Annotated in this window: 21 protein-coding genes and 1 tRNA gene; 12 read left to right on the top strand and 10 right to left on the bottom strand. The window is 76.0% G+C overall.

The window, feature by feature from the left end:
* Positions 1 to 7: 7 nt before the first annotated feature.
* Complete coding sequence (locus tag O2V61_RS10100) at positions 8 to 805, bottom strand: FhaA domain-containing protein (RefSeq protein WP_269183185.1); 798 nt, start codon at positions 803 to 805, stop codon at positions 8 to 10.
* 224 nt (positions 806 to 1,029) lie between these two features.
* Here O2V61_RS10100 and O2V61_RS10095 point away from each other — a divergent pair.
* A tRNA-Leu gene (locus O2V61_RS10095) sits at positions 1,030 to 1,115 on the top strand.
* Positions 1,116 to 1,197: 82 nt separating this feature from the next.
* Here O2V61_RS10095 and O2V61_RS10090 read toward each other — a convergent pair.
* Positions 1,198 to 1,584, bottom strand: coding sequence for a nuclear transport factor 2 family protein (locus O2V61_RS10090; protein WP_269183184.1), 387 nt, complete (start codon positions 1,582 to 1,584; stop codon positions 1,198 to 1,200).
* A 76-nt stretch (positions 1,585 to 1,660) separates the two neighbouring features.
* Positions 1,661 to 2,176, bottom strand: a complete 516-nt coding sequence (locus O2V61_RS10085) for a DUF1707 SHOCT-like domain-containing protein (RefSeq protein ID WP_269183183.1) — start codon at positions 2,174 to 2,176, stop codon at positions 1,661 to 1,663.
* Between the two features lie 162 nt (positions 2,177 to 2,338).
* Between O2V61_RS10085 and O2V61_RS10080 the strand changes: the two genes are divergently transcribed.
* The 3 genes from O2V61_RS10080 to O2V61_RS10070 are packed head-to-tail and all read left to right on the top strand — an operon-like array spanning position 2,339 to position 4,234.
* Positions 2,339 to 3,274, top strand: coding sequence for an aldose epimerase family protein (locus O2V61_RS10080; protein ID WP_269183182.1), 936 nt, complete (start codon positions 2,339 to 2,341; stop codon positions 3,272 to 3,274).
* Positions 3,271 to 3,999: an MOSC domain-containing protein gene (locus O2V61_RS10075; protein ID WP_269183181.1), complete on the top strand. Its 729-nt coding sequence runs from the start codon at positions 3,271 to 3,273 to the stop codon at positions 3,997 to 3,999. The genes O2V61_RS10080 and O2V61_RS10075 overlap by 4 nt, the downstream gene beginning before the upstream one ends.
* A 19-nt stretch (positions 4,000 to 4,018) precedes the next feature.
* Positions 4,019 to 4,234, top strand: coding sequence for an RNA-binding S4 domain-containing protein (locus tag O2V61_RS10070; RefSeq protein ID WP_269183180.1), 216 nt, complete (start codon positions 4,019 to 4,021; stop codon positions 4,232 to 4,234).
* Positions 4,235 to 4,411: 177 nt separating this feature from the next.
* Here the strand turns inward: O2V61_RS10070 and O2V61_RS10065 are convergent, their stop codons facing one another.
* Positions 4,412 to 5,386 carry an endonuclease/exonuclease/phosphatase family protein gene (locus O2V61_RS10065; RefSeq protein ID WP_269183179.1) on the bottom strand — a complete coding sequence of 325 codons (975 nt, stop codon included), beginning with the start codon at positions 5,384 to 5,386 and terminating at the stop codon, positions 4,412 to 4,414.
* 128 nt (positions 5,387 to 5,514) lie between these two features.
* On the opposite strand from O2V61_RS10065, the gene O2V61_RS10060 reads away from it, so the two are divergent.
* Both O2V61_RS10060 and O2V61_RS10055 read left to right on the top strand, forming a co-directional pair.
* Positions 5,515 to 7,080: a CYTH and CHAD domain-containing protein gene (locus O2V61_RS10060; RefSeq protein WP_269183178.1), complete on the top strand. Its 1,566-nt coding sequence runs from the start codon at positions 5,515 to 5,517 to the stop codon at positions 7,078 to 7,080.
* Positions 7,081 to 7,116: 36 nt separating this feature from the next.
* The gene (locus O2V61_RS10055; RefSeq protein WP_269183177.1) at positions 7,117 to 8,451 is read left to right on the top strand and encodes a metallophosphoesterase; all 1,335 of its coding nucleotides are present in this window, start codon (positions 7,117 to 7,119) and stop codon (positions 8,449 to 8,451) included.
* 16 nt (positions 8,452 to 8,467) lie between these two features.
* On the opposite strand, the gene O2V61_RS10050 is transcribed toward O2V61_RS10055, so the two are convergent.
* Positions 8,468 to 9,496, bottom strand: coding sequence for an ATP-dependent 6-phosphofructokinase (locus tag O2V61_RS10050; protein WP_269157651.1), 1,029 nt, complete (start codon positions 9,494 to 9,496; stop codon positions 8,468 to 8,470).
* Positions 9,497 to 9,581: 85 nt separating this feature from the next.
* Here O2V61_RS10050 and O2V61_RS10045 point away from each other — a divergent pair, with 85 nt between their 5' ends.
* Positions 9,582 to 10,322 (top strand): GntR family transcriptional regulator, encoded by a 741-nt coding sequence (locus O2V61_RS10045; RefSeq protein WP_269183176.1) that lies wholly within the window; start codon positions 9,582 to 9,584, stop codon positions 10,320 to 10,322.
* A 16-nt stretch (positions 10,323 to 10,338) separates the two neighbouring features.
* Here the strand turns inward: O2V61_RS10045 and O2V61_RS10040 are convergent, their stop codons facing one another.
* Entirely contained in the window at positions 10,339 to 11,457 is a 1,119-nt protein-coding gene (locus tag O2V61_RS10040) for a GAF domain-containing protein (protein ID WP_269183175.1), read from the bottom strand.
* 105 nt (positions 11,458 to 11,562) lie between these two features.
* Here O2V61_RS10040 and O2V61_RS10035 point away from each other — a divergent pair, with 105 nt between their 5' ends.
* On the top strand, positions 11,563 to 13,431 hold the full coding sequence (locus O2V61_RS10035; RefSeq protein WP_269183174.1) for an EAL domain-containing protein: 1,869 nt from the start codon (positions 11,563 to 11,565) through the stop codon (positions 13,429 to 13,431).
* Here the strand turns inward: O2V61_RS10035 and O2V61_RS10030 are convergent.
* The gene (locus tag O2V61_RS10030) at positions 13,392 to 14,030 is read right to left on the bottom strand and encodes an MBL fold metallo-hydrolase (RefSeq protein WP_269183173.1); all 639 of its coding nucleotides are present in this window, start codon (positions 14,028 to 14,030) and stop codon (positions 13,392 to 13,394) included. The genes O2V61_RS10035 and O2V61_RS10030 overlap by 40 nt on opposite strands.
* Positions 14,031 to 14,175: 145 nt before the next feature.
* Between O2V61_RS10030 and O2V61_RS10025 the strand changes: the two genes are divergently transcribed.
* On the top strand, positions 14,176 to 14,391 hold the full coding sequence (locus O2V61_RS10025) for a hypothetical protein (protein WP_269183172.1): 216 nt from the start codon (positions 14,176 to 14,178) through the stop codon (positions 14,389 to 14,391).
* A 20-nt stretch (positions 14,392 to 14,411) separates the two neighbouring features.
* On the opposite strand, the gene O2V61_RS10020 is transcribed toward O2V61_RS10025, so the two are convergent.
* From O2V61_RS10020 to O2V61_RS10010, 3 genes are all read right to left on the bottom strand, one after another.
* Positions 14,412 to 15,212, bottom strand: coding sequence for an enoyl-CoA hydratase-related protein (locus O2V61_RS10020; protein ID WP_269183171.1), 801 nt, complete (start codon positions 15,210 to 15,212; stop codon positions 14,412 to 14,414).
* A gap of 10 nt (positions 15,213 to 15,222) precedes the next feature.
* Positions 15,223 to 16,116 carry a 3-hydroxyacyl-CoA dehydrogenase family protein gene (locus tag O2V61_RS10015; RefSeq protein WP_269183170.1) on the bottom strand — a complete coding sequence of 298 codons (894 nt, stop codon included), beginning with the start codon at positions 16,114 to 16,116 and terminating at the stop codon, positions 15,223 to 15,225.
* A gap of 337 nt (positions 16,117 to 16,453) precedes the next feature.
* Positions 16,454 to 16,852: a hypothetical protein gene (locus O2V61_RS10010; protein ID WP_269183169.1), complete on the bottom strand. Its 399-nt coding sequence runs from the start codon at positions 16,850 to 16,852 to the stop codon at positions 16,454 to 16,456.
* A gap of 187 nt (positions 16,853 to 17,039) precedes the next feature.
* On the opposite strand from O2V61_RS10010, the gene O2V61_RS10005 reads away from it, so the two are divergent.
* The 3 genes from O2V61_RS10005 (at position 17,040) to O2V61_RS09995 (ending at position 21,967) form a co-directional block, all read left to right on the top strand.
* Positions 17,040 to 18,143 (top strand): glycerate kinase, encoded by a 1,104-nt coding sequence (locus O2V61_RS10005; RefSeq protein WP_269183168.1) that lies wholly within the window; start codon positions 17,040 to 17,042, stop codon positions 18,141 to 18,143.
* A gap of 148 nt (positions 18,144 to 18,291) precedes the next feature.
* Positions 18,292 to 20,019 carry a protein kinase domain-containing protein gene (locus O2V61_RS10000; RefSeq protein ID WP_269183167.1) on the top strand — a complete coding sequence of 576 codons (1,728 nt, stop codon included), beginning with the start codon at positions 18,292 to 18,294 and terminating at the stop codon, positions 20,017 to 20,019.
* A 220-nt stretch (positions 20,020 to 20,239) separates the two neighbouring features.
* Positions 20,240 to 21,967, top strand: a complete 1,728-nt coding sequence (locus tag O2V61_RS09995) for a SpoIIE family protein phosphatase (protein ID WP_269183166.1) — start codon at positions 20,240 to 20,242, stop codon at positions 21,965 to 21,967.

Genomic DNA, 21,967 nt, shown 5'->3' with positions numbered 1-21,967 from the left:
AGCCTTCTCACGCGCCGTCCTGCCGGTACACCAGCACCGAGTGGCCGATGCGGAGGACGTCGCCGTCGGCCAGCTCCTGCCGGCTGACCCGGCGGCCGTTGACCAGGGTCCCGTTGGTGGAGCCGAGGTCCTCGACGACGACCGTGCTGCCGGCCAGCTGGACGTCGGCGTGCTTGCGGCTCACCCCGGTGTCGGGCAACCGGACGTCGGCCTCGGTGCCGCGGCCGAGGACGTTGCTGCCCTGCTCGAGGACGTGCTTGGTGCCGGGGCCGTCGACGACCAGGACGTGGCTGACCCGCTGGCCGGCCCGGCCCACGACCGAGGGTGGCTGGGCGCCGGTGTCGGTGGTCCCCGTGGCGGCGCCGGGGAGCCGCGGGAGCGGGGGGAGCCCGGGCGGCGGGGGCGGCGGGGCGGCCGAGGAGCGGCTCGGGGCACCGCCGGTGACGTGCGAGGCGACCTCGAAGACCCCGGTGCGCAGCTCCTCGTCGAGCTCCAGCCGCACCTCGATGTCACCGAAGGTCTGGTAGCCCTCGCGCTCGATGTGCTCGGCGACCATGTCGGCGAGCTCGGCGGCCAGCTGCTCGGACCACTCGACCAGGTTCTCGTGGTCGGTGGGGCCGAGCATCACGACGTAGACGTTCGGGGCGAGCACCCGGTCACCGCTCAGCACCGAGCGTTGCTCGTCGGCCTCACGTTGCAGGGCGTGCGCGATCTCGGCGGGGTGGACCTTGCCCTTGAACACCCGGGCGAAGGCCAGCCCGACCATGCCCTCGAGGCGTCGCTCGAAGCGCTGCAGCACACCCACAGTCGCTCCCTTGCGCTCGGTCGACCTCCCACTGCCTGAGCGCTGATCGTAACCGGGGGAGGGTCGCCGGGACGTCGCGCAGCGCAGGACGCCCCGGACGATGTCGTCCGTGCCGCGTCGGCACACCGTTCTACCAGCGCACCGCCCGCCGTGGGGCGGCGCCGTGCCGACCGGGGGCCTGCGGGAACTGCCTCGAAGGGGGCTGCTACTGTTCTTCCTCGCCAGGGCAAGTGGCGGAATGGCAGACGCGCACGGTTCAGGTCCGTGTGTCCGAGAGGACGTGGGGGTTCAAGTCCCCCCTTGCCCACCAGAACGACCAGCAGGGGCCACCCATCGGGCGGCCCCTGCTGCGTTGCCGGGCCCTCTCTGGGTGCCTGGCCGCACGGGCCAGGTCAGGCCGTGCCGCTGCGGCCCTGCAGGAAGGCGGCCGAGTCGTAGTACGTGCGGACGCCGCTGAGCTGCTCCTCGTCGCCCTCGATCACGGTGACGCCGCGATAGGTGAACGGCTTCCCGCTGCGCAGCGTGCCGGTGGAGGTCCACTCCAGCGCCGCGCTGGACTCGCCGACCACGGTGTGCGTGAACGTCGTCTCGATCTCGTCGAAGACGTCGCGGTAGTCGGTCCAGAACGTCGTCGCACCCTCCCGGCCGCGCGTCTCGTGCTGTTCGTCGAGCTTGACCAGCTGGGTGTCGTCACCGGCGAGCTCGACGAGCGGGCCGGTGTCGCGGTCGGCGTCCAGGCGGTGCAGTGCGTCGGCGAAGCGGTCGGTCATGGTGTGCATCGGGTCCTCCGGGATCCTGGGCTCGGTCCCGGTCGCCTACCCGCTCCGGTCCCGGCTGACCCGGGACACGCCCGGCTCAGTCCCCGGTGCGGTGGGGGAGCTGCTGCCGCCGGTCGGGCCCGCGCTGTCCGCTGACCGTCTGGGCCAGCAGGACGAGCCCCCACGGCCCGATCACCCAGATCGGCCAGGGGTAGATCCAGCCGTCGGTGGCCAGCGAGGTGATCAGCCAGATGCCCACCACGATGACCGCGGTGCTCAGCCAGCTCGCCCAGGCCGCCCGCATGCTCGACCCGCCGGCCCAGGCGCCGGCGCCCCCGTGCCAGCCGTGGACCGCCCAGGGGCCGCCGCCGGCCGGGCCGGTCGGTGGACCGGCGACGGCAGGTGCCTCGGCGGTCCGGCTGCCGGCCGGCTCGGCGGGGGGGAGGTCGGTGGTCAGCTCGGCGAGCTCACCGTAGGTGCGGGCCGCGTAGGCGCGGGCGAGCCGGTCGTCGTACTCCTCGACGCTGAGCCGGCCGGCGGACATGTGGTGGCCGAGGATCTCGGCCACCGCGGCCCGGTCGGCGTCGGCGGCACGCAGGTGTGGCTCGGGCATCGGGGGCTCCTCGTCGTCGGTGCGTGTCCAGTCTGTCGCCGCACGGCCCGCCGAGGCCACTGACGTCTGTCACGACCCTCTCCGGCGCCGGTGGTTCCACGTGGAACGGGTGCACCGGTGCTGTGGTGAGCTGTCCCGGAACCGTCTCCCCGGGAGGACCGCATGTCGCTCGCACCCTCGTCCACCGACCGCCCCTGGCCGGCCACCGAACCGCGGGACGTCGAGGTGGCCGCTGGTCCCGCCCGGCTGGCCGTGGACCTGCGCGGCGGAGCCCTGCGCGAACTGGTGGTCGGTGACTGGCACGTGCTGGACGGCTACGCGTCGGGCACCGTCCCGGCCGGCCGGCGCGGCGGTGTCCTGCTGCCCTGGCCCAACCGGCTCCGCGGCGGGCGCTGGTCCTGGCGGGGCCGGGAACTGCAGCTCGACGTGGTCAGCGGGTCCACCCCGAACGCGGTGCACGGGCTGGTCACCGCCCAGCCCTGGCAGGTGCTGGCCCAGCGGGCGGACGCCGTCACGGTCGGGACGACGATCGAGCCGCGCACCGGCTACCCCTTCCGGCTGGCCGTCGCGGTCGACCACACGCTGACCGCCGACCGGCTCACCGTGACCGTGCGGGTGCGCAACGCCGGGGACGAGGACGCACCCTTCGGGGCGGGGATGCACCCCTACTTCTCGGTGGGGGCGCCGGCCCCGGGCGACGTGGCCGCGGCCGAGCTGACCGTGCCGGCCCGCACCGCCCTGGTGCTCGAGGGCGGCCTGCCGACCGGGGAGCGGCGGCCCTACGACGGCGCGGTCGGCCGGGTCGGTGACCAGGCGATCGACACCGCCGTGACCGACCTCGTCCGGGACGACGACGGCTGGGCCCGGACCCGGCTCAGCGGGCCCGCCGGTGCGCTGGAGGTCGCCGTCGACCCGGCCTGGACCTGGCTGCAGGTCTACACCGGCGACACCCTGCCCCCGGACCAGCGGCGGCGCAGCGTGGCCGTGGAGCCGATGACGTGCCCGGCGAACGCGCTGGCCGATGGGGTGGACGTGCTCGTCCTCGCGCCGGGGGAGGCCTGGTCGGGAACGTGGACCGTGGGCTGGACCCCGGCGTGAGCGATGACCTCCGGGTCGCCGAGGTCTGGCGGTTCCCGGTGAAGTCGCTGCAGGGTGAGCGGCTGGCCCGGGCGGAGATCGGCCCGGAGGGCGTCGCCGGTGACCGCGGCTGGGCGCTGTTCGACCTGACCACGGAGTTCGGGCTGACCGCCCGCCGGGTGCCCGAGCTGCTGTTCGCGGCCGGCCGGTTGCGCGCCGACGGCGGCGCCGAGGTGGTGCTGCCCGACGGCACGGTGACCGCCGAGGACGACGTCCTCTCCGACTGGGCCGGGCGCCGGGTCGGCCTGCGCCCGGCGGCGGCGGTCGCCGGTGCCCGTCGCTATGAGAACCCGTCCGACGCCGAGGACGAGGACACCGGCCGGTGGAACCCCTTCTCCGGCGCGGACGGCGCCTTCCACGACAACGCCGACGCCCGGGTGACGCTGGTGTCCGCCGGCACCCTGGGCGGCTGGGACCGCCGCCGTTTCCGGGCCAACCTGGTGCTGGCCGGCGCGGGGGAGGACGAGCTGGTGGGTCGGCGGGTGCGGGTGGGCGGCGCGGAGCTGGACGTCGTCCGGCGGGTGCCCCGGTGCGTGATGACCACCCGGCCGCAGTCCGGCGGCGTCGGACGGGACACCGCCGTGCTGAAGGCGATCCACCGTGACCGCGGAGGTGCCCTCGCGGTGGGGGCGCTGGTGGCCCGCCCCGGCGAGCTCTCGGTGGGCGATGTGCTGACCCCGGCGTGAAGCGGGGAGGATCAGCGGCGTGCGCACCATCGAACTCCGCTCCGGCGAGGACACCATCCGGCTGGGTCAGCTGCTCAAGCTGGTCGACGCCGTCCCCACCGGCGCCCAGGTGAAGGACGTGCTGCTCGCCGGGGAGGTCCGGGTCAACGGTGAGCCGGAGGAACGCCGCGGCCGCCAGCTGCACCGCGGGGACGTCGTCTCGGTGGCGGGGCAGGACGACGTGCGCATCGGCTGACCTGCCGATCCCGTGCGTGACCGTGCGCGTGGTGTCACCCCGCGCGGGCGGTGGGGATGAGTTAACCCAGATGTCACACAACTCGCGTGCACGCCGCCGGGATGCGGGCATGAGATGCACTGCCCGGGCGGCGGTGCCGCGGAACCCGCCGCCCGGGGCACCCTCTCCCCGCTCCGGTCAGCCGGCGGCCGGGAGCCGCAGGTCCGCGACGAGTGCCCGGTGGTCCGTCCCGGGCACGTGCACCACCTGCAGACCCTCCACCGCGATCCGCGGGTCGACCAGGACGTGGTCCAGGGTGAGTCGCGGGTGCGGCACCCGCATCGGCCACCAGGTGGCCCGCCGGGCCTGGCCGGTCGCCGCCGCGGCGTCCACCCAGCCCCGGCCCAGCAGCCGCCGGAACGCGGCGTGGTCGGGCGTGGCGTTGAAGTCGCCGGCCAGCACCCGCAGCACGCCGGGCTCCGGGTCGGGCAGCAGCCGGAGGTCCTCGACCCAGCTGGCCACCTGGGCGGGGGAGCTGGTCGGTGGGTCCGTGTGCACCGCGGTCAGCTCGACGTCGAGCGCACCGGGCACGGTCAGCAGGGCGGCCGGCTGCCCGAACCGCCCCGGCACCACCGTGCGCCCCCGGACCTCCAGCCGGGTCCAGAGCGCCCCGCCGGCGCCGGCGGGCTGCCCCTCGCCGGCGGGCACCACGTGCCCGGCGGGCAGCAGGTCGGCGACCCCGGCAGCCAGCAGCGCGGACACCGCCTCCGGGGTGACCTCCATCAGCGCCAGCACGTCGGCGTCCTGGTCGGCCGCGAGGGCCACCAGGGCCGCCGGGTCGGCCCGTCCGTGCCGCATGTTGGCCGAGACGACGCGCAGCCGCGGCCCCTGGGGCGGCAGCGCCGGGGCGGCGGGCGCGGCCGGCCGGCGCATCGCGGCCGTCAGCACCGCGGCCGAGGCAGCCGCCAGCACGGCGGCACCGCGCGACCGGGACACCAGCGCCGCGGCCAGCGGGAGCGCGCTGGTGGCCGCGATGTAGGGGGTGAAGGCGAGCGCGGGCACCAGGGGGAACCCCCGTTCGGTGCCGGTCGACCGGAGCACGGCCGCCGCAGCCCACGGGACGGCGAAGACGGTGGCGGTCCAGCGGCGGCGGGTCGGGGGTCGGCGGGACACGGCGTCCATGGTGCCCACCGCGGTGCGATGATCATCAGCGGGTGCGCCGTTCACCTGCGTGCGGTAGGACGGTGAGCTCACAGCGGGGCGCCCAGCAGGGGTGGCCCGGCAGAGGAGGCGTGGCACTGGTGGCTGTCGAGCATGTGGAGATCGAGCGGAAGTTCGACGTCGACGAGGCGTTCGAGCTGCCCGACCTCGGCGGCGCGCCCGGCGTGGTCGAGGTCCGTGAGCCGGTCGAGCACGCGCTGGAGGCCGCCTACTACGACACCGCCGATCTCCGGCTTGCCCGCGCCCGGGTGACGATGCGGCGCCGCACCGGCGGCCCGGACGCCGGCTGGCACGTGAAGCTCCCGGCGGCCGCCGGCGCCCGCCGGGAGCTGCAGTCGCCCCTCGGCCGGGCGACCAAGACGCCGCCGAAGGCGGTGCTGGAGCCGGTGCTGGGCATCGTCCGCCGTGCCCCGGCGGCGCAGGTGGCGTCCCTGCGCACCCGTCGGGTGGTCAGCGAGCTCGTCGCCGACGACGGGCGGGTGCTCGCCGAGGTCGCCGACGACCACGTCACCGGCACCGCGCTGCCGGCCGCTCCCGGCGAGGCCGCCGTCGTCACCACCTGGCGGGAGGTGGAGGTGGAGCTCGTCGCCGGCGACGAGCAGCTGCTCTCCGACGTCGCCGGGCTGCTCGTGGCCGCAGGCGCCCAGCCGGCCTCGTCCCCGGCCAAGCTGACCCGCGTGCTCGCCCACCGGCTGGCCGACGCCGCCGCACCGCCGGCCCCGGCGCAGGCCGGGAAGACCAAGAAGGGCAAGAAGAAGAAGCACCGGCACGCGCCGGGCACGCCGGCCGGCGAGGTCGTCCGTGCCGCGCTGGCCGCGCAGGTAGGGGCTCTGCAGGACGCCGACCTGATGGTCCGCACCGGGCAGCCCGACGGCGTCCACCAGGTGCGGGTGGCCTGCCGCCGGCTGCGCAGCACGCTCGCCGCCTTCCGCCCGGTGCTGGACCGCACGCAGACCGACCCGCTGCGCGAGGAGCTCGCCCGGGTCGGGTCGGCGCTGTCGCCCAGCCGGGACGGCGAGGTGGCGGTCGCCCACCTGCGCGAGCTGGTCGACGCCGAGCCGGCCGAGCTGGTGCTGGGCCCGGTGGTCGCCCGGCTGCAGCAGGAGGCGGTCCGGGACGAGCAGGCCGGTGACGCGCAGGCGCGCAAGGCGCTGAACGCGCCCGCCTACCTGCAGCTGCGCGACGACCTCGACGCGCTGGTCGAGGAGCCACCGCTCACCGAGGCCGCCGGCCGCCCGGCGGACGAGGTGCTCCACGAGGTCGTCGCGCGCACCGGCCGCCGGTTGCGGCGCAGCGTCGAGGCGGCCCAGGACACCGACTCCCCCGAGGCCCTGCACGACGTGCGCAAGGCCGCCAAGCGGCTCCGGTACACCGCCGAGGCGGCGGTGCCGGTGCTGGGCGCACCGGTGGTCGAGCTCGTGTCGGCACTGAAGAGCGTCCAGGAGGTGCTCGGCGACCGGCAGGACACCTTCATCACCCGCCCGCTGTGCCTCCAGCTCGGCCGGGCGGCCTTCGCAGCCGGGGAGAACACCTTCACCTGGGGCCGCCTGCACGCCCTGGAGGAGGCCCGGTGCGAGCAGGCGGAGCGGGACTTCTGGCTGCGCTGGCCGGAGTTGCGTTCGGTGCTGAAGAGCCGGTCGACGTAGCGTCGGGGTCCCACCTCGACCTCCAGGAGCGCGCCGGTGTCCCTGATCGGCCTGCTCGGCTTCGGCCTGACCGTGCTGCTCGCCGTGTCCCTGCTGCACGGCTATCTCTGGTGGCGGCTGGTGCGCAGCACCACCCGGACGGGGCCCGTCCGGCGCAGGCTCACGGTGCTCCTGGTCGTGCTCGCCGTGCTGCCGGTGCTCGTCGTGCTGCTGCGCGGCCGGTTGCCGGTCGTCGGCCCGGTGCTGGACTGGGTCGGCTTCACCTGGCTGGGCCTGGCCTTCTACCTGTTCCTCGCCACGCTGGCGACCGAGCCGATCCGCCTGCTCGCCCGGCTGGTGCAGCGTCGTCGCCGGCCGGATGCCGTCTCCGCGCGGGAGCCGGGTGATGTCGAGTCCGCACCGAGCCCGGTGCTGGTGCCGGACGGGGCACGCCGCACCGACGCGGCTCCTCCCGGGCCGGGCCCGGCACCGGAGGGCGGTGCGGTCCGCGCGGACCGCGGTGTCGTCGACCCGTCCCGCCGGCTGTTCCTGGCCCGCACGCTGGCCGTCGGGGCGGGTGCGGTCGCGATCGGGACGGCGGGCACCGGCGTCGTCCTGGCCAACACGACCCCCGTCGTCCGCCGGGTGCCGATCCGGATCCCGCGGCTGGACCCGGCCCTGGCCGGGCTGCGGATCGTCACCTTCTCCGACGGGCACCTGTCCACCACCTACGGCGGGCGGCGCTTCGAACGGCTCGTGGAGACCGTCAACGCCCAGCGTCCCGACGTGGTGGCGATCGTCGGTGACCTGGTCGACGGCGAGGTGAGCGAGCTGCGCGAGGACGCCGCCCCGCTGGCCGACCTCGTCAGCGACCAGGGCGTCTACTTCGTGACCGGCAACCACGAGTACTTCGTCGACACCGGCCAGTGGCTGCGGCACCTGTCCACGCTGGGGGTCGACGTGCTCCGCAACGAACGGGTCTCGATCGGCCGCGGCGGGGCGACGCTGGACCTGGCCGGCATCGACGACCGGACGGCGGCCGCCTCCGGGTTGCCCGGGCACGGCGCCGACCTGGACGCCGCCCTGGACGGCCGGGACGACGCCGTCCCCGTCGTCCTGATGGCGCACCAGCCGGTGCAGGTGGAGCAGGCGCGGGCCGCGGGGGTCGACCTGCAGCTGTCCGGGCACACCCACGGCGGTCAGCTGTGGCCCTTCGACTACGCCGTCCTGCTGGACCAGCCGGCGGTCGAGGGCTGGTCGACCCACGGGGACACCCAGCTGTACGTGACGTCAGGGGCCGGCTACTGGGGGCCGCCGATGCGGGTGGGCGCCCGCCCGGAGGTGACCGTGATCGAGCTGCAGCCCGGCGAGCCGACCCCGCCGCGCCGCTGACCCCCGGCCGGCCGGGTCAGCCGGTGAAGGCGGTGGTCTCGCCGAGGCGGGACGGGGGCACGGTCTTCAGCCGCGCCACGGCGTCGGCCAGCGGGACCAGCCCGATCTCGGTGCCCTGCAACGCGACCATCTGCCCGACGTGCCCCTCGTGGGCGGCGATCGTGGCGTGCAGCCCGAAGCGGGTGGCCAGCACCCGGTCGAACGAGGTCGGGGTGCCGCCGCGCTGCACGTGGCCGAGCACCGTCGTCCGCACCTCCTTGCCGGTGCGTCGTTCCAGCTCCTCGCCCAGCTGCTGGGCGACCCCGGTGAACCGCCGGTGGCCGAACTCGTCGAGCCCGCCGTCGCGCAGCGGCATCGTGCCCGGCTTGGGCGTGGCGCCCTCGCTGATCACCCCGATGACGTGCCGGTGGCCCCGCTCGAACCGGGCGGTGACCATCTCGCAGACCTCCTCGATGTCGAAGGGCTGCTCGGGGGTGATCACCAGGTGCGCGCCCGCGGCCATCCCGGAGTTCAGCGCGATCCAGCCGGCGTGCCGGCCCATCACCTCGACCAGCAGCACCCGCTGGTGGGACTCGGCGGTGGTGTGCAGCCGGTCGATCATCTCGGTGGCGATGCTGACCGCGGTGTCGAAGCCGAAGGTCAGGTCGGTGCCGTCGATGTCGTTGTCGATCGTCTTCGGGACGCCGACCACCGGCACGCCCTCCGAGGACAGCCACGCCGCGGCGGTGAGCGTGCCCTCGCCGCCGATGGGCACCAGCACGTCGACCCCGTGGGCGTCGAGCACCTCGCGCATCCGGCCCAGCCCGGCGTGCAGCTTCTCCGGCGCCACCCGGGCCGAGCCGAGGATCGTGCCGCCGCGGGTGAGCAGGTTGTGGACCATGGGCCGGTCCAGCGGCATCGCGTCGTCGTCGAGCAGTCCGCGCCAGCCGTTGCGGAAACCGACCACGTCGCTGCCGTACTGCTTCTCCGCGGTGCGGACCACCGCTCGTAGGACGGCGTTGAGACCGGGGCAGTCTCCACCGCCGGTCAGGACTCCGATGCGCACGTGCTCTCCTCCGGACGAGGGGGTCGGGCGGGTGAACCGTACGTCATGACGTCTAGACGTCTCATGGTGCAGTACCTTTCTGGGCGTGGCGAGTTCGGAGGCGGGGCCCAAGTACCTCGCCGTGCGCGAGGCGTTGCGGCGACGCGCCTCCGCGCTGCCTGAGCACACCCTCCTCCCCCCCGAGCCGGTGCTGTGCGCCGAGTACGGCGTCAGCCGGATCACGCTGCGCCGCGCGGTCGACGGACTGGTCGCCGACGGGCACCTGATCCGCGAGCAGGGCCGGGGCACGTTCGTCAGCCGGCCGGGTATCCGGCACGAGTACCGCGAGAGCTTCGTGCACCGGATCGCCGGCTTCCACTCGGTGATGACCGAGCAGGGCGCCCAGGTGGGCACCTCGGTGCTGACCCAGCGGGTCGTCCCGGCCGCCCCGCCGATCGCCGTCGAACTGGCGGTCGCCACCGCCGACGACGTCGTCGAGCTGGTCCGGCTGCGCAGCGTCGACGGGCTGCCCAACCACGTCGTCCGCAGCTTCCTGCCCGCCACCCGCTACCCCAAGGCGGCCACCGAGGACTTCAGCCACGGCTCGCTCTACGAGTTCCTGCGCCGGGAGTACTCCGCCGACCTGGCGCACGCCCGGCTCGTCGTCGACGTCGGGACGGCGGCCGCCGACGAGGCCGACGTGCTGGCGGTGACCGCGGGCTCGCCGCTGCTGGTGGTGCGCACCACCGTCCGGGACACGTCCGGGCACCCACTGGTGCACTCCTTCAGCCGGCTGCGCCCCGACGTCAGCCAGGTCGAGTTCGAGGTCTCCGTCGGCGGTCGCTGAGCCCTGCCGACCAGGCTCAGCCTCGGTCGGGCCCGGGTGGCCCGAGCGGCAGCTCCGCCAGCCGCAGTCGCTGCTCGCGCAGCAGCACCCGGTCCAGGGCGTGGCCGACCGGGCGGGCCAGGTCGGTGACGACGGCCCGCACCGGCGCGTCCAGCATCCGGGGCTGCCGCCAGCTGACCAGCAGTGCGGCATCGGAGTGGTGCTGACCGAGCGGCAGGTGGACGGCGAGGACCGGACCAGCACCGGGGAGCTCCCGCAGCCCCGGGAGGGCTCGGACCTCCCCCGGGGTGGCGATCGCCACCAGTTGCCGGTCACGCATCGCCGCCGCCAGCGGGTGCGCCTCGTCGACCCCGAGGAGCGCGACGGGACCGCTCCGTGAGCCGGCCGTCGCCGACCAGACCTGCAGTTCCGGGCACCCCACCTCGGCCACGCCGAGCAGCACGGTGGTGGCGCCCAGCGGGGACCGGACCAGCCGGTCCACCGTGTGCAGCAGGTCGGGGAGCGTCTCCGCCGACAGCAGGGCGGTGCTGAGCCGGGCGACCACGCGGGCGCGATCGGCGTCGGCCTCGGCCAGCACGAACGCGGCGCGCGCCGCCTCCGCGGCGCTCTGCGCGGCGCTGTCGTCCCGGAGGGCGACCGCGTGCGCCTCCTGCTCGGCCAGCTCGATCGCCCGGAACCGGAGCTGCCGCGAGCTCTCGTCGGCCATCCGGTGCAGGGTGGCGAGCTCGTCGCCGGTCCAGTCGCGGGGGCGGGTGTCGATGGCGCACAGCACGCCGATGGGCTGTCCGTGCACGCCCCACAGCGGCATCCCGGCGTAGGCGACGGCGTGGAGCTCCTGGACCGAGGGGCCGGTGGCGAACTCGGGGTGCTCCCGGGCATCCCGCAGCGCCAGGGGGCTGCCGCTGGTGGCCACCTGCTTGCTGATCGAGTGGCTCAACGGCATCGAGCGGCGGCTGGCCCACGGCTCGGGCAGCCCGAAGGCCCCGGGGAACACCTGCCCGGCCTTGGAGACCAGGACGACCAGTGCCCGCGGGGCGTTCAGCTCCTCGGCCACCGACTGGGCCAGCCGGTCGAAGGCAGCGTCGGCCAGGGCCGGCAGGACGGACCAGGTCGGCAGTTCGTACGCAGCGGTCACCGTGCCCCCCTGTCTTCTGCGGCTGCCCGGCGACGTCCACCGTGGTGCTCACCTCTCGGGAGCACGACGATGCTGTCAGACTCCAGGGGTCGATGCCCGGCTCCGATGGGGGACGACGTGGAGCAGTTCCGGGAGCAGTGGGCGACCGGTGTCCGGGCGGTGATCGCGGACCGGGCGCTGACCAGCGTCTTCCAGCCGATCGTCGAGCTGGCCAGCGGGCGGGTGGTCGCCTACGAGGCGCTCGCCCGCGGCCCGGAGGGCCCGTTGGGCGCGCCGGACGCCCTGTTCGCCGCCGCCCGAGCCGAGGGCTGCCTGACCGAGCTCGACCAGGCCTGCCGGGCCGCCGCCCTGCGCGGGGCGGTGTCGAGCGGCCTGCTGGCCCCGTCGACCGTCTTCGTCAACGTCGAGCCCGAGGTGCTGGACGACACCCCGGTGGCCGCGCTGTTCGACGCCGGCGAGCCGGTGCCCGCGGGGCTGCGGGTGGTCCTGGAGATCACCGAGCGTGCGCTGGCCGCCCGTCCCGCGGAACTGCTGCGCACCATCGCCCGGGTGCGCGAGTTCGGCTGGGCGATCGCCCTGGACGACGTCGGCGCGGACTCCCTCTCGCTGGCCTTCATGCCGCTGCTGCGCCCCGACGTCGTCAAGCTCGACCTGCGCCTGGTGCAGGACCGCCCGGGCCCGGCGATCGCCGAGATCATGAACGCGGTCAACGCCTACGCCGAGTCGACCGGGGCGCTGGTGCTCGCCGAGGGCATCGAGAACGGCACGCACCTGACCATGGCGCGGGCACTGGGCGCGACCCTGGGGCAGGGCTGGCTGTTCGGGCGCCCGGGGCCCGGTGCCGCCCCGGGGGCACGACCCGGCACGCTCCGGCTGCCCGTCGTCCGGCCCACCGACCCGCGGGGCGAGCTGGCCTCCCCGTTCGCCTGCCTGCCGGCGCGTGCACCGGTCCGGGAGGCGCCCAAGGCGTTGCTGATCGAGCTCAGCAAGCAGCTGGAGCGGCAGGCCATGCGCCTGGGGGAGACCTGCGTGGTCGTCGCCACGTTCCAGGAGGCGCGGCACCTCACGCCGGCGACCCGGCTCCGCTACCGCGACCTGGTCGAGCGGGTCGGGTTCGTCGCCGTCCTCGGTGAGGACCTGCCGGTGGAGCCGATGCCCGGCCTCCGCGGCGCGGACCTGGCGCCCGGTGACCCGGTGCGCGGCGAGTGGGACATCGTGGTGCTCAGCCCGCACTTCAGCGCGGCCCTGCTGGCCCGCGACCTGGGGGACGACGGGCCGGACCGGGAGCGTCGCTTCGTCTTCGCGCTCACCTACGAGCGCGACACGGTCGTCCGGGCTGCCCAGGCACTGCTCTCCCGGGTCGCGCCCAGCACCGCGCAGCGCGCGTCGGCGGCGGACGGCGAGGTGCCGCCGGTGCCCGCCGGCGTGCTCCCGCCGTTGCCCGGGCGGGCGGCCGGTGACCCGGGTGAGGCGCTCCTGCAGCGTGCGCTGGCCGCGGTCGGCACCGGCGTCACCGTCGTCGACCTGCGGCTCCCCGACCAGCCGCTGGTCTACGTCAACCCGGCGTTCGAACGGCTGGCCGGGCAGCCCGCCGCCGAGCTGCTGGGCCGCAACTGCCGCTTCCTGCAGCACCCGGACACCGACGCCGCCGCCGTGGCCCGCATGCGGGCGGCGATCGTGGCCGGTGCCGAGTGCCGGGAGGTGCTGCTCAACCGGCGGGCCGACGGCAGCACCTGGTGGAACCAGTGCACGCTCACCCCGGTGACCGACGAGTCCGGCGTCGTCGTCCAGTACATCGGCATCCAGGCCGACGTCACCGACCAGGTGGAGACCGAGCGTGCTCTCCTCACCGAGCGGGACCGGGTGCGCCGCCACCTGGCCCGGATCGCCGAGCTGGACCCGCGGGTCACCGTGCCGGTGTCCTCCGCGACACCTCACGCCTCGATGGACTCCCCGGGGGCCAGGCGCGCGTAGGGCACCGGCTGGCCGGGGCCGCGCTCTCCGAGCAGGCCCGCCACCAGACCCAGGCCGGTGTCGTTGAGCAGGCCGTCGTGCACGGCGAGTGCCCGCTCCGCGCGTACCTCGCGCAGGTAGTCGATCAGCTCGGCGGTCTTCGACCACGGCGCGTGCGCCGGCAGCAGCAGTGTCCGGACGGCCACCTCGGGCACGGTGAGCGCGTCGCCGGGGTGGAAGACCCGGCCCTCGACCAGGAACCCGACGTTGCGCACCCGTGGGAGGTCCGGGTGGATGACGGCGTGCCACTCCCCGTGCACCGTGACCTCGAAGCCCGCGGCGGTGACGGCGTCACCGGCACCGACCACGTGCACCCGCGGACCCGCGCCCGCCAGTTGCTCGGCCACCGCGGAGTTCGTCCACACCTCCAGGGCCGGGTCGGCGTCCAGTGCGGCGCGGACCTTCTCGGGCACGAAGTGGTCGGGGTGCTGGTGGGTGATCAGCAGGGCCGAGGCGCCGTGCCAGGCGTCGTCCGCGGTGAACGCACCCGGGTCGACCACCAGCCGTCGGTCGCCGTCGGACAGGACGACACAGGCGTGTCCGTGCTTGATGAGCTGCACCGGGGCCTCCTCGCAGGCGGTGGGACGTCGCTGGGCACGGTGCCACGGCCGGCGCCACACCTGCGCAGCGGGCGGGGTCATCCGATGGGGTGAGCCGGCGACGGAGCCGCTGCGCCGGCGGGCCGGGGCTGCCGACGACCCAGGGGTGACCACGCAGACGCTCACGTTCGCCGCCGCCCGCAGCCGTGCACACGGGCCGACCGCCGCGCTGTGGCACGCCGTGGAGGTGCACCGGGCCCCGGCCGACCTGGACGGCGCCTGCGAGCTGACCGTCTGCGGCACCCTGGCCCGGGTCAGCACCGAGGAGCACTGGCCGGTGCGTGGCGCCGACGTCTGCCCCGCCTGCGCCACCGGTCGCTGACGGGTTCCACGTGGAACCCGTCAACGACCGGTGAAGACCGCCGGTCGCTTGCCCAGGAACGCCTCGACGGCCTCGCGGTGGTCGGCGGTCGCCCCCAGGTCGGTCTGCAGGCTCGCCTCCAGCGCCAGGGTGTCCGCCAGGCTGTCCGTGGCCGCCGTGGCCAGCACCGTCTTGATCGCGCGGTAGGCCCGCGTCGGTCCGGCGGCGAGCCGGGTGGCGAGCGCGGTCGCCTCGACGAGCACGTCCGCGGCCGGGACGACGCGGTGCACCAGCCCCCACTCGGCGGCGGTCTCGGCGAGGAACGGCTCGGGGAGCAGCAGCAGCTCCGTGGCGCGGGACCCGCCCACGCAGTGCACCAGCCGCGAGGCCAGCGCCGAGTCGCTGGAGAGCCCGATGCCGGCGAACGCGGTGGTGAACTTCGCGCCGGCGGCCGCGACCCGCAGGTCACCGGCGAGCGCGATCCCCAGCCCCGCGCCGGCACAGGCGCCGTTGACCCCCACGACGAGGGGCACCCGCAGGCCGGCCAGGGCCAGCATCAGCGGGTTGTACTCGGCCTCGACCACCGACAGCGAGGGCTGCGCGTCCGGGCGCTCGGAGCGCAGTCCCTCGACGTGCTCGGCGAGGTCCTGGCCGACGCAGAAGGCCCGGCCGCTGCCGGTGAGCAGCACCGCACGCACCGACGCGTCGGCGGCCACCTCCTGCACGTGGGCCAGGAGCTCGGTGCGCAGCCGGTGGGACAGCGCCGGCCGCTGCAGGGTCAGGGTGGCGACGCCGTCGGCATCGGCACGCGTGACGGTGGGCTCGGAGCCGGGTGTGGACATCGTCGTCCTCTCAGTCCTGCGCGTAGTCGTGGAAGCCGCGGCCGGTCTTGCGGCCGAGCTCGCCGGCGGCCACCTTGTCACGCAGCAGCTGCGGTGGGGTGAAGCGCTCGCCCAGGGTGCCGGCGAGGTACTCGGCGATCGCCAGCCGCACGTCCAGGCCGACGAGGTCGGTCGAGCGCAGCGGGCCCATCGGGTGCCGGTAGCCCAGCTCCATCGCGGCGTCGATCGCCTCGGCGTCGGCGACGCCCTCCTCCAGCATCCGGATCGCCTCCAGCCCGAGCAGCACGCCCAGCCGGGACGACGCGAAGCCCGGGGAGTCGCGGACCACCACGTCGGTCTTGCCCAGGGCGCGCACCCAGACCCGGGAGGCCGCGACGACGTCCTCGGCGGTCTCTGGCGCCACGACCACCTCGACCAGCTTCGAGGCCGGCACCGGGTTGAAGAAGTGCAGGCCCAGGAAGCGCGCCGGGCGCTGCAACGCGGCGGCCAGCTCGGTGACCGAGAGGGAGGAGGTGTTGGTGGCCAGGACGGCGTCGGGCCCCAGCACGGACTCCGCGGCGGTGAGCACGGCGACCTTGAGGTCCGCCCGCTCGGGCACCGCCTCCACGACCAGGCCGGCGTCGCGGGTCAGCTCGGTGGGGGAGTCGACCAGGGTGAGCCGGTCGAGGGCCTCGGCGACCTCGCCGGTGAGCTTGCCGCGCCGGGCCGCCTCCTCGAGCCCGGAGGACACCCGGCCGCGGGCGGCCTCGGCGGCCTCGTCCCCGGCCTCGACCACCTCGACCCGCGCGCCGGCGGCCAGGAACGCCTGGGCGATCCCGGCGCCCATCCGGCCGCCGCCGATCACCCCGACCTGGTGGGGCAGTGCGGTGCTGATGGCATCGCTGGTCCGGTCGCTGCTCGTCACGGGGTGTCCTGGGGGTGCATCGACAGCTCCTCTGCTGGCGGCGGTCCGGGCGCGGCCCATTCTGCTGCCCGGACGGCTCCGGGGCGCCCGGGGTCGTCCCACCGGTGGATGCGCAGGGACCAGTGATGTCGCCGAGCCGGCCGACCCCGCGCCGACCCGTCGTCCGGGGCGGCGGCCGACGGTGTTCCTGCCGGCGCTCGTGCTCTGGCCGCGCTGGTGCGCCAGAGCACGAGCGTCCAGAGGGCAGGTCGGTCGGGAGCCGTCGCGAGCGGCTGACCCGGGGCTCCCCGGCGTGGGCTGCCGCGGGCTGGCGACCGGTGACCGGTCCGGCGTGCCGTCAGGCGGGGCAGGCGAGGGGCTGCTGCACGCCGTGCCGGGCCAGCACGTCCAGCAGGGCGGTGATGTCCTGGATCGTCCCCGCCGACGCCGGGCCCAGGGGCAGCGCCGCCCAGGTCTGCTCCAGGTAGGCGCGGGTGATCGGGTGGCCGGCCGGCAGCTGCCCGGTCAGGCGGTCCCGGGCGACGGCGGTGGCCAGCGCCGGCACGAGTGAGCGACCGTCGGCCCGCTCGCCGTCCGCGGTCAGCTGGACGCCGGTCGCCTCGGCGAGCAGCGCGCGGTCCTCGGCGGTGAGCGCGGCGAGTGCGTTCCGCCGCCAGCGCGCCGGGTCGGTGGCGCGCATCGTGACCGGCCGGAGGGCTCGGGCCGGGGTGGCGGACGTGGACGTGGCACCGATCATCGGACCTGCACTCCTGGTCGTGGGCTTGCGCGAGCGGCCGTCGGGCTCCTTCTCGGCACCGCGGGTATCGGTCGGAACGTGCCGGCGGCACATTTCTCCGCCCCCGGACCCGGCCGGCTTGCCGCCCGCCCCCGGCACCGGCGAGGCTGCCCGTCATGTGCTGCTGCGACGACGACGGTGACCGCGGGTGACCCGGGTGGTGATCGCCCCCGACTCCTTCAAGGGCACGCTCGGCGCGGCGGCGGCCGCCGAGGCGCTGGCCGAGGGCTGGCGCCGGGTGCGGCCGGAGGACGAGCTGCTCACCGTCCCGCTCGCCGACGGCGGTGAGGGCACCCTCGAGGCGCTCGGGCACGACCTGCCCGCCGGCTGCTGGCGCAGCGCACCGGTGACCGGGCCGGACGGGCGCGCGGTGGACGCCGCCTGGCTGCTCCTCCCGGACGGGACGGCGGTGGTCGAGATGGCCCGGGCCGCCGGGCTGCCGCTGCTGGAGCGACCTGACCCGCTCGGCGCGACGACCCGCGGGCTGGGGCAGCTGCTGGCCGCCGTCGCCGCCGACCCGGCCGTGCACCGCGTGATGCTCACCCTGGGCGGCTCGGCCACCACCGACGGCGGCACCGGTGCGCTGGCCGCCCTCGGCGCCCGGTTCCTGGACGCCGACGGTGCCGAGCTGCCCCCGGGCGGCGGCGCCCTGTCCCGGCTGGCCCGGGTCGACCTGACCGGGCTGACCCCGCCGCCGGCCGGCGGCGTGCGGTGCCTGGTCGACGTCACCGCGCCGCTGCTGGGGCCGCTGGGCGCCGCCGGCCAGTTCGGGCCGCAGAAGGGCGCGGACCCCGGGCAGGTGACCGAGCTGGACGCGGGCCTGGCCCGGCTGGCCGACCTGCTCGGTGGTGACCGGGAGGCGCCGGGGGCCGGCGCGGCCGGCGGCACCGCCTACGGCTTCGCGGTCTGCTGGGGGGCGGAGTTCGTCAGCGGTGCCCAGGCGGTGGCCGCCGCCGCCGGCCTGGACGAGGCCCTGCGGGGCGCGGCCCTGGTGGTGACCGGTGAGGGGCAGTTCGACGCCCAGTCGCTGCGGGGCAAGGTCGTGGGCGACCTGGTCGACCGGGCGGCGGGCGCGGAGGTGCCGGTGGCGGTGGTCGCCGGCCGCGTCGTGGCGGCGGAGCGGCTGCCGGTGTCCCGTGCCCTCTCGCTCACCGAACTGGCCGGTTCGGTTGCAGGAGCCATGGCCGAACCGGCCCACTGGCTGGCGACGGCGGGGGAGCATCTCGCACGGGAACAGTCCGTCTCGACCTGACGTTGCGGCGGTGGCTGAGAATCCGGCCGTGGGCAGGTGTACGAACGCCAGTACGGGGCACCCACCCCGTCGGTGCGTCCAGCCGCCAGCGCCGGCCGGCTGGGATCGCATCCGATGACGAGGCAGGACGAGGGGACGGCGCACGGTGGTGGAGCCCGCGAGGAAGACCCTCGGGAACCGCTACGAGTTGGCGACCCTGCTGGCCTCCGGTGGCATGGGCCAGGTCTGGCGCGCGCACGACCAGCTGCTCGGTCGGGCCGTGGCGGTCAAGGTGCTGCGCAGTGAGTACACCGGCGACGAGCTGTTCCTCGCCCGCTTCCGGGCCGAGGCGCACCACGCGGCCGCGCTGAGCCACCCGAACATCGCCGCCGTCTACGACTACGGCGAGGAGCCGGCGGTCGACGGGTCGGGCGAGCACCTCGCCTACCTGGTCATGGAGCTGGTCGAGGGCCAGTCGCTGTCGACCGTGCTGGCCCGCGAGGGGAGCCTGTCGCCGGACCGCACGCTCGACGTGCTCCGGCAGACCGCCTCCGCGCTGGCCGCCGCGCACGCAGCCGGCGTGGTCCACCGGGACGTCAAGCCGGGCAACGTGCTGGTCCGCTGGGACGGCACGATCAAGATCACCGACTTCGGCATCGCCTGGTCGGCCGGGAGCGTCCCGCTGACCCAGACCGGCCAGGTGGTCGGCACGGCCTCCTACCTCTCCCCGGAGCAGGCCGCGGGCGCGCACGCCACCCCGGCCAGCGACGTCTACGCCCTCGGCATGGTCGGCTACGAGTGCCTGACCGGTCGGCGCGCCTTCGACGGCGACAACTCGGTGACCATCGCGCTGCGCCACCTCCGCGACCAGCCTGACCCGCTCCCGGCGGAGCTCCCCCAGGGCGTGCGGCGGCTCGTCGAGTGCGCTGTCGTCAAGGACCCCGCCCAGCGCTACCCCGACGGTGCGGCCGTCGTCGCGGCGATCGACGAGGTGCTCGCCGGGCGCGAGCTGCCCGCGGTGCAGCGCACCGACACCCAGAGCTTCTGGCTGCTGCCGGACGCCGCCGCGCTGGCCGGTGCCTCCTCGGCGAGCGAGCCCGCCACCCGCCGTCCCGCCCCGCGGACCGGCGTCGGCCGGCTGCTGGTCCCGCTCGTCGCGCTGCTGGTCGGGGCCGGCCTGGCCGCCGTCGTGCTGCAGGCCCTCGCCCCGACCGGGACGACCCCGATCGCCGCCGCGGTGGAGGTCCCCGGTGAGGTCGTCGCCTCCCCGGCGACCGTGGTCCTGGACGCCGAGGACTACCTGGGCCGCCCGGTCGACGCCGTCCGCGCCCAGCTGGAGGCCCTCGACCTGGTCGTCGAGGCACAGCCGACGGAGACCGACTCCGCCGAGCCCGGCACGGTCGTCGACGTGGCGCCGCTGGCGACCGAGCTCCGGGCGGGCGGCACGGTGCTGGTCAGCTACGCCGTCGCCCCCCGTGACACCCCGGCGCCGGTCCGGCCGAGCCGCGGGCCGGTCGACGCCGTGGTCCAGCAGCCGGCCCCCGTGCCGACCCCCACGCCGACCCCGACCCCGACCCCGACGCCCAGCGGGTCGCCGACGGGTGCGCGCGACGAGGAGTCGACCGAGGACGAGTCCACCGACCCCGACCAGTCGGCCGACCAGGACGAGTCAGCCGACCCCGCGGAGCCGACCGGGGACGAGGGCACCGACGAGGACGAGGGCACCGACGACGGCACCGGCGAGGACGCCGACGGCGAGGACGAGGCCGCCGAGACGCCGGACTCCCCCGGCACCGGGACGCCCACGCTCCCCGCCGGCAACGGCAACGGCCCGGTGAACGGCCCTGGCCCTGGGAGCGGCAACGGCCCCGGCAACGGGAACCCCGGCAGAGGCTGAGCGAGGCCGCCCCGGCGGGGGTCCGCGCCGGTATGTTGCCGATCACCGGCCCGGTCCGACGGGGCGGTGGCCGTGGGGGGCATGAGGGGTCGTGGGCGCGCGGGCGAACGGGCCGGACCAGACCGGCGCCGAGGTGCCAGCCGGTGGCTCCGGCGCGGGCGGCGCTCGCCCAGCACTGCCTGACCCAGCACTGCCCGACCACGCAGCGCTGTTCGCTGCGATGCCCACTCCCTACCTGGTGCTCACGCCGGAGCTGGTCATCGCCGACGCCAACCCCGCCTACCTGGCCACCACCGGCCGGACCCGGGACGAGCTGGTCGGTCGGCCGGTCTTCGATGCGTTCCCCGGCAACCCCGACGCGACCGCGACGGACGGCGCGGGCCGCATCCGCGCGTCGCTCGAGCGCGCCCGGGACAGCTGCCGGCCGCACACCCTCCCGGTCCAGGAGTTCGACATCCCGGACGGGTCCGGTGGCTTCTCCAAGCACTTCTGGAGCCTGATCAGCATCCCGGTGCTGGACGACGCCGGGCGCTGCCGGCACCTGCTCCAGCGCGCGGAGGACATCACCGACTACGTGCGCCAGCAGGCGATGTCCGACCACCCCAGCGGCAGGGGGAGGCGCTGGCACCGCCGGGTGCTGGAGGTGGAGAGCGACCTGTTCGCCCGCGGCGCCGAGCTGCGCGCCGCCCGGCAGGCCGAGGCCGACGCGGCCCGTCGGCTGGCCGCCCTCTCCGGCGTCGCCCTGGCCCTGGGCCGGGCCGAGACCCTCGACGACCTCGCCCGGGTGGTCAACGAGCGCGGCCTGGTGGCGCTGGGCGCGCACGGCGGCGCGATCGGGGTCTGCGACGGGGAGCACAACCTGCGGCTGGTGCTCACCGACGGGATCGCCCCGGTCGGCGTCGGACCGGACACGGTGCTGTCGCTGGACGGCCCCTACCCGGGCTGCGTCGCAGCCCGCACCGGGGAGCGGGTGCTGTTGCCCGACCAGGCGGCCACCGACCAGTTCTCCCCCCAGCTGGCCCGGCTGGCCGCGGAGACCGGGGTCCAGGCCTGGGCGGCGGTGCCACTGGAGAGCGGCTCGCGCCGGATCGGGTCGCTGAGCGTCGGCTGGACGCGCCCGGCGACGCTGGACCAGGGCGACATCGAGCTGCTGCTCGCGCTGGCCGGTCAGTCGGCGCAGGCGTTGGAGCGGATCCGGGCGCGGGCGGACGAGCGTGCCCAGCACGCCGTCGTCGAGGGCATGGCGGAGGCCCTGCAGCGCAGCCTGCTCACCGAGCCGCCGGAGACCGAGCACCTGGAGGTCGCCGTCCGGTACCTGCCGGCCGCGTCGTTGGCCCAGGTGGGCGGGGACTGGTACGACGCCTTCCTGCTGGGCGACGGCCGGCTCGCGCTGGTGATCGGCGACGTCACCGGGCACGACCGGCACGCCGCGGCGGCGATGGCCCAGGTCCGCAACGTGCTGCGGGGGGTCGCCCACAGCCGCCGGGACTCCCCGGGGGCGGTGCTCGGCGCGCTGGACCGGGCGCTGCAGGACCTCCAGGTGGCCGCCCTCGCCACCGGCGTCCTGGCCACGGTCGAGTCGGCAGGGGACGACGGCCGGCTGCTGCGCTGGAGCAACGCCGGGCACCCGCCACCGCTGCTGATCGACCCCGACGGCACGGTCACCGTGCTGGAGCGTGCACCGGACCTGCTGCTGGGCGTCGACCCGTCCTTCCTCCGCAGCGACCACGTCCAGCTGCTGGTGCCCGGTGCGACGGTCGTCCTCTACACCGACGGGCTCGTGGAGCGCCGGGGTGCGGTGCTGGACGACGGCATCGACTGGCTGGCCGATGAGCTCGCCCGGTGGGCGCACCTCCCGCTGGAGGAGCTGTGTGACCGGCTGCTCGCGGCGCTCGACGGGTCGGTGGAGGACGACGTCGCGGTGCTCGCGGTGCGGGTGCGCGGGTAG

It is taken from the genome of Modestobacter sp. VKM Ac-2985 (assembly GCF_026967925.1).
Taxonomy (GTDB): Bacteria; Actinomycetota; Actinomycetes; order Mycobacteriales; family Geodermatophilaceae; genus Modestobacter.
Note: the sequence above shows the minus strand (reverse complement) of the source record. Positions and strands in the feature narration are given on the sequence as shown.

Coding starts and splice junctions, on each gene's coding strand:
- O2V61_RS09995 (WP_269183166.1), top strand. CDS start 20,240: ATGCCCACTCCCTACCTGGTGCTCACGCCGGAGCTGGTCATCGCCGAC.
- O2V61_RS10020 (WP_269183171.1), bottom strand. CDS start 15,212: ATGTCCACACCCGGCTCCGAGCCCACCGTCACGCGTGCCGATGCCGAC.
- O2V61_RS10010 (WP_269183169.1), bottom strand. CDS start 16,852: ATGATCGGTGCCACGTCCACGTCCGCCACCCCGGCCCGAGCCCTCCGG.
- O2V61_RS10090 (WP_269183184.1), bottom strand. CDS start 1,584: ATGCACACCATGACCGACCGCTTCGCCGACGCACTGCACCGCCTGGAC.
- O2V61_RS10085 (WP_269183183.1), bottom strand. CDS start 2,176: ATGCCCGAGCCACACCTGCGTGCCGCCGACGCCGACCGGGCCGCGGTG.
- O2V61_RS10080 (WP_269183182.1), top strand. CDS start 2,339: ATGTCGCTCGCACCCTCGTCCACCGACCGCCCCTGGCCGGCCACCGAA.
- O2V61_RS10035 (WP_269183174.1), top strand. CDS start 11,563: ATGGGGGACGACGTGGAGCAGTTCCGGGAGCAGTGGGCGACCGGTGTC.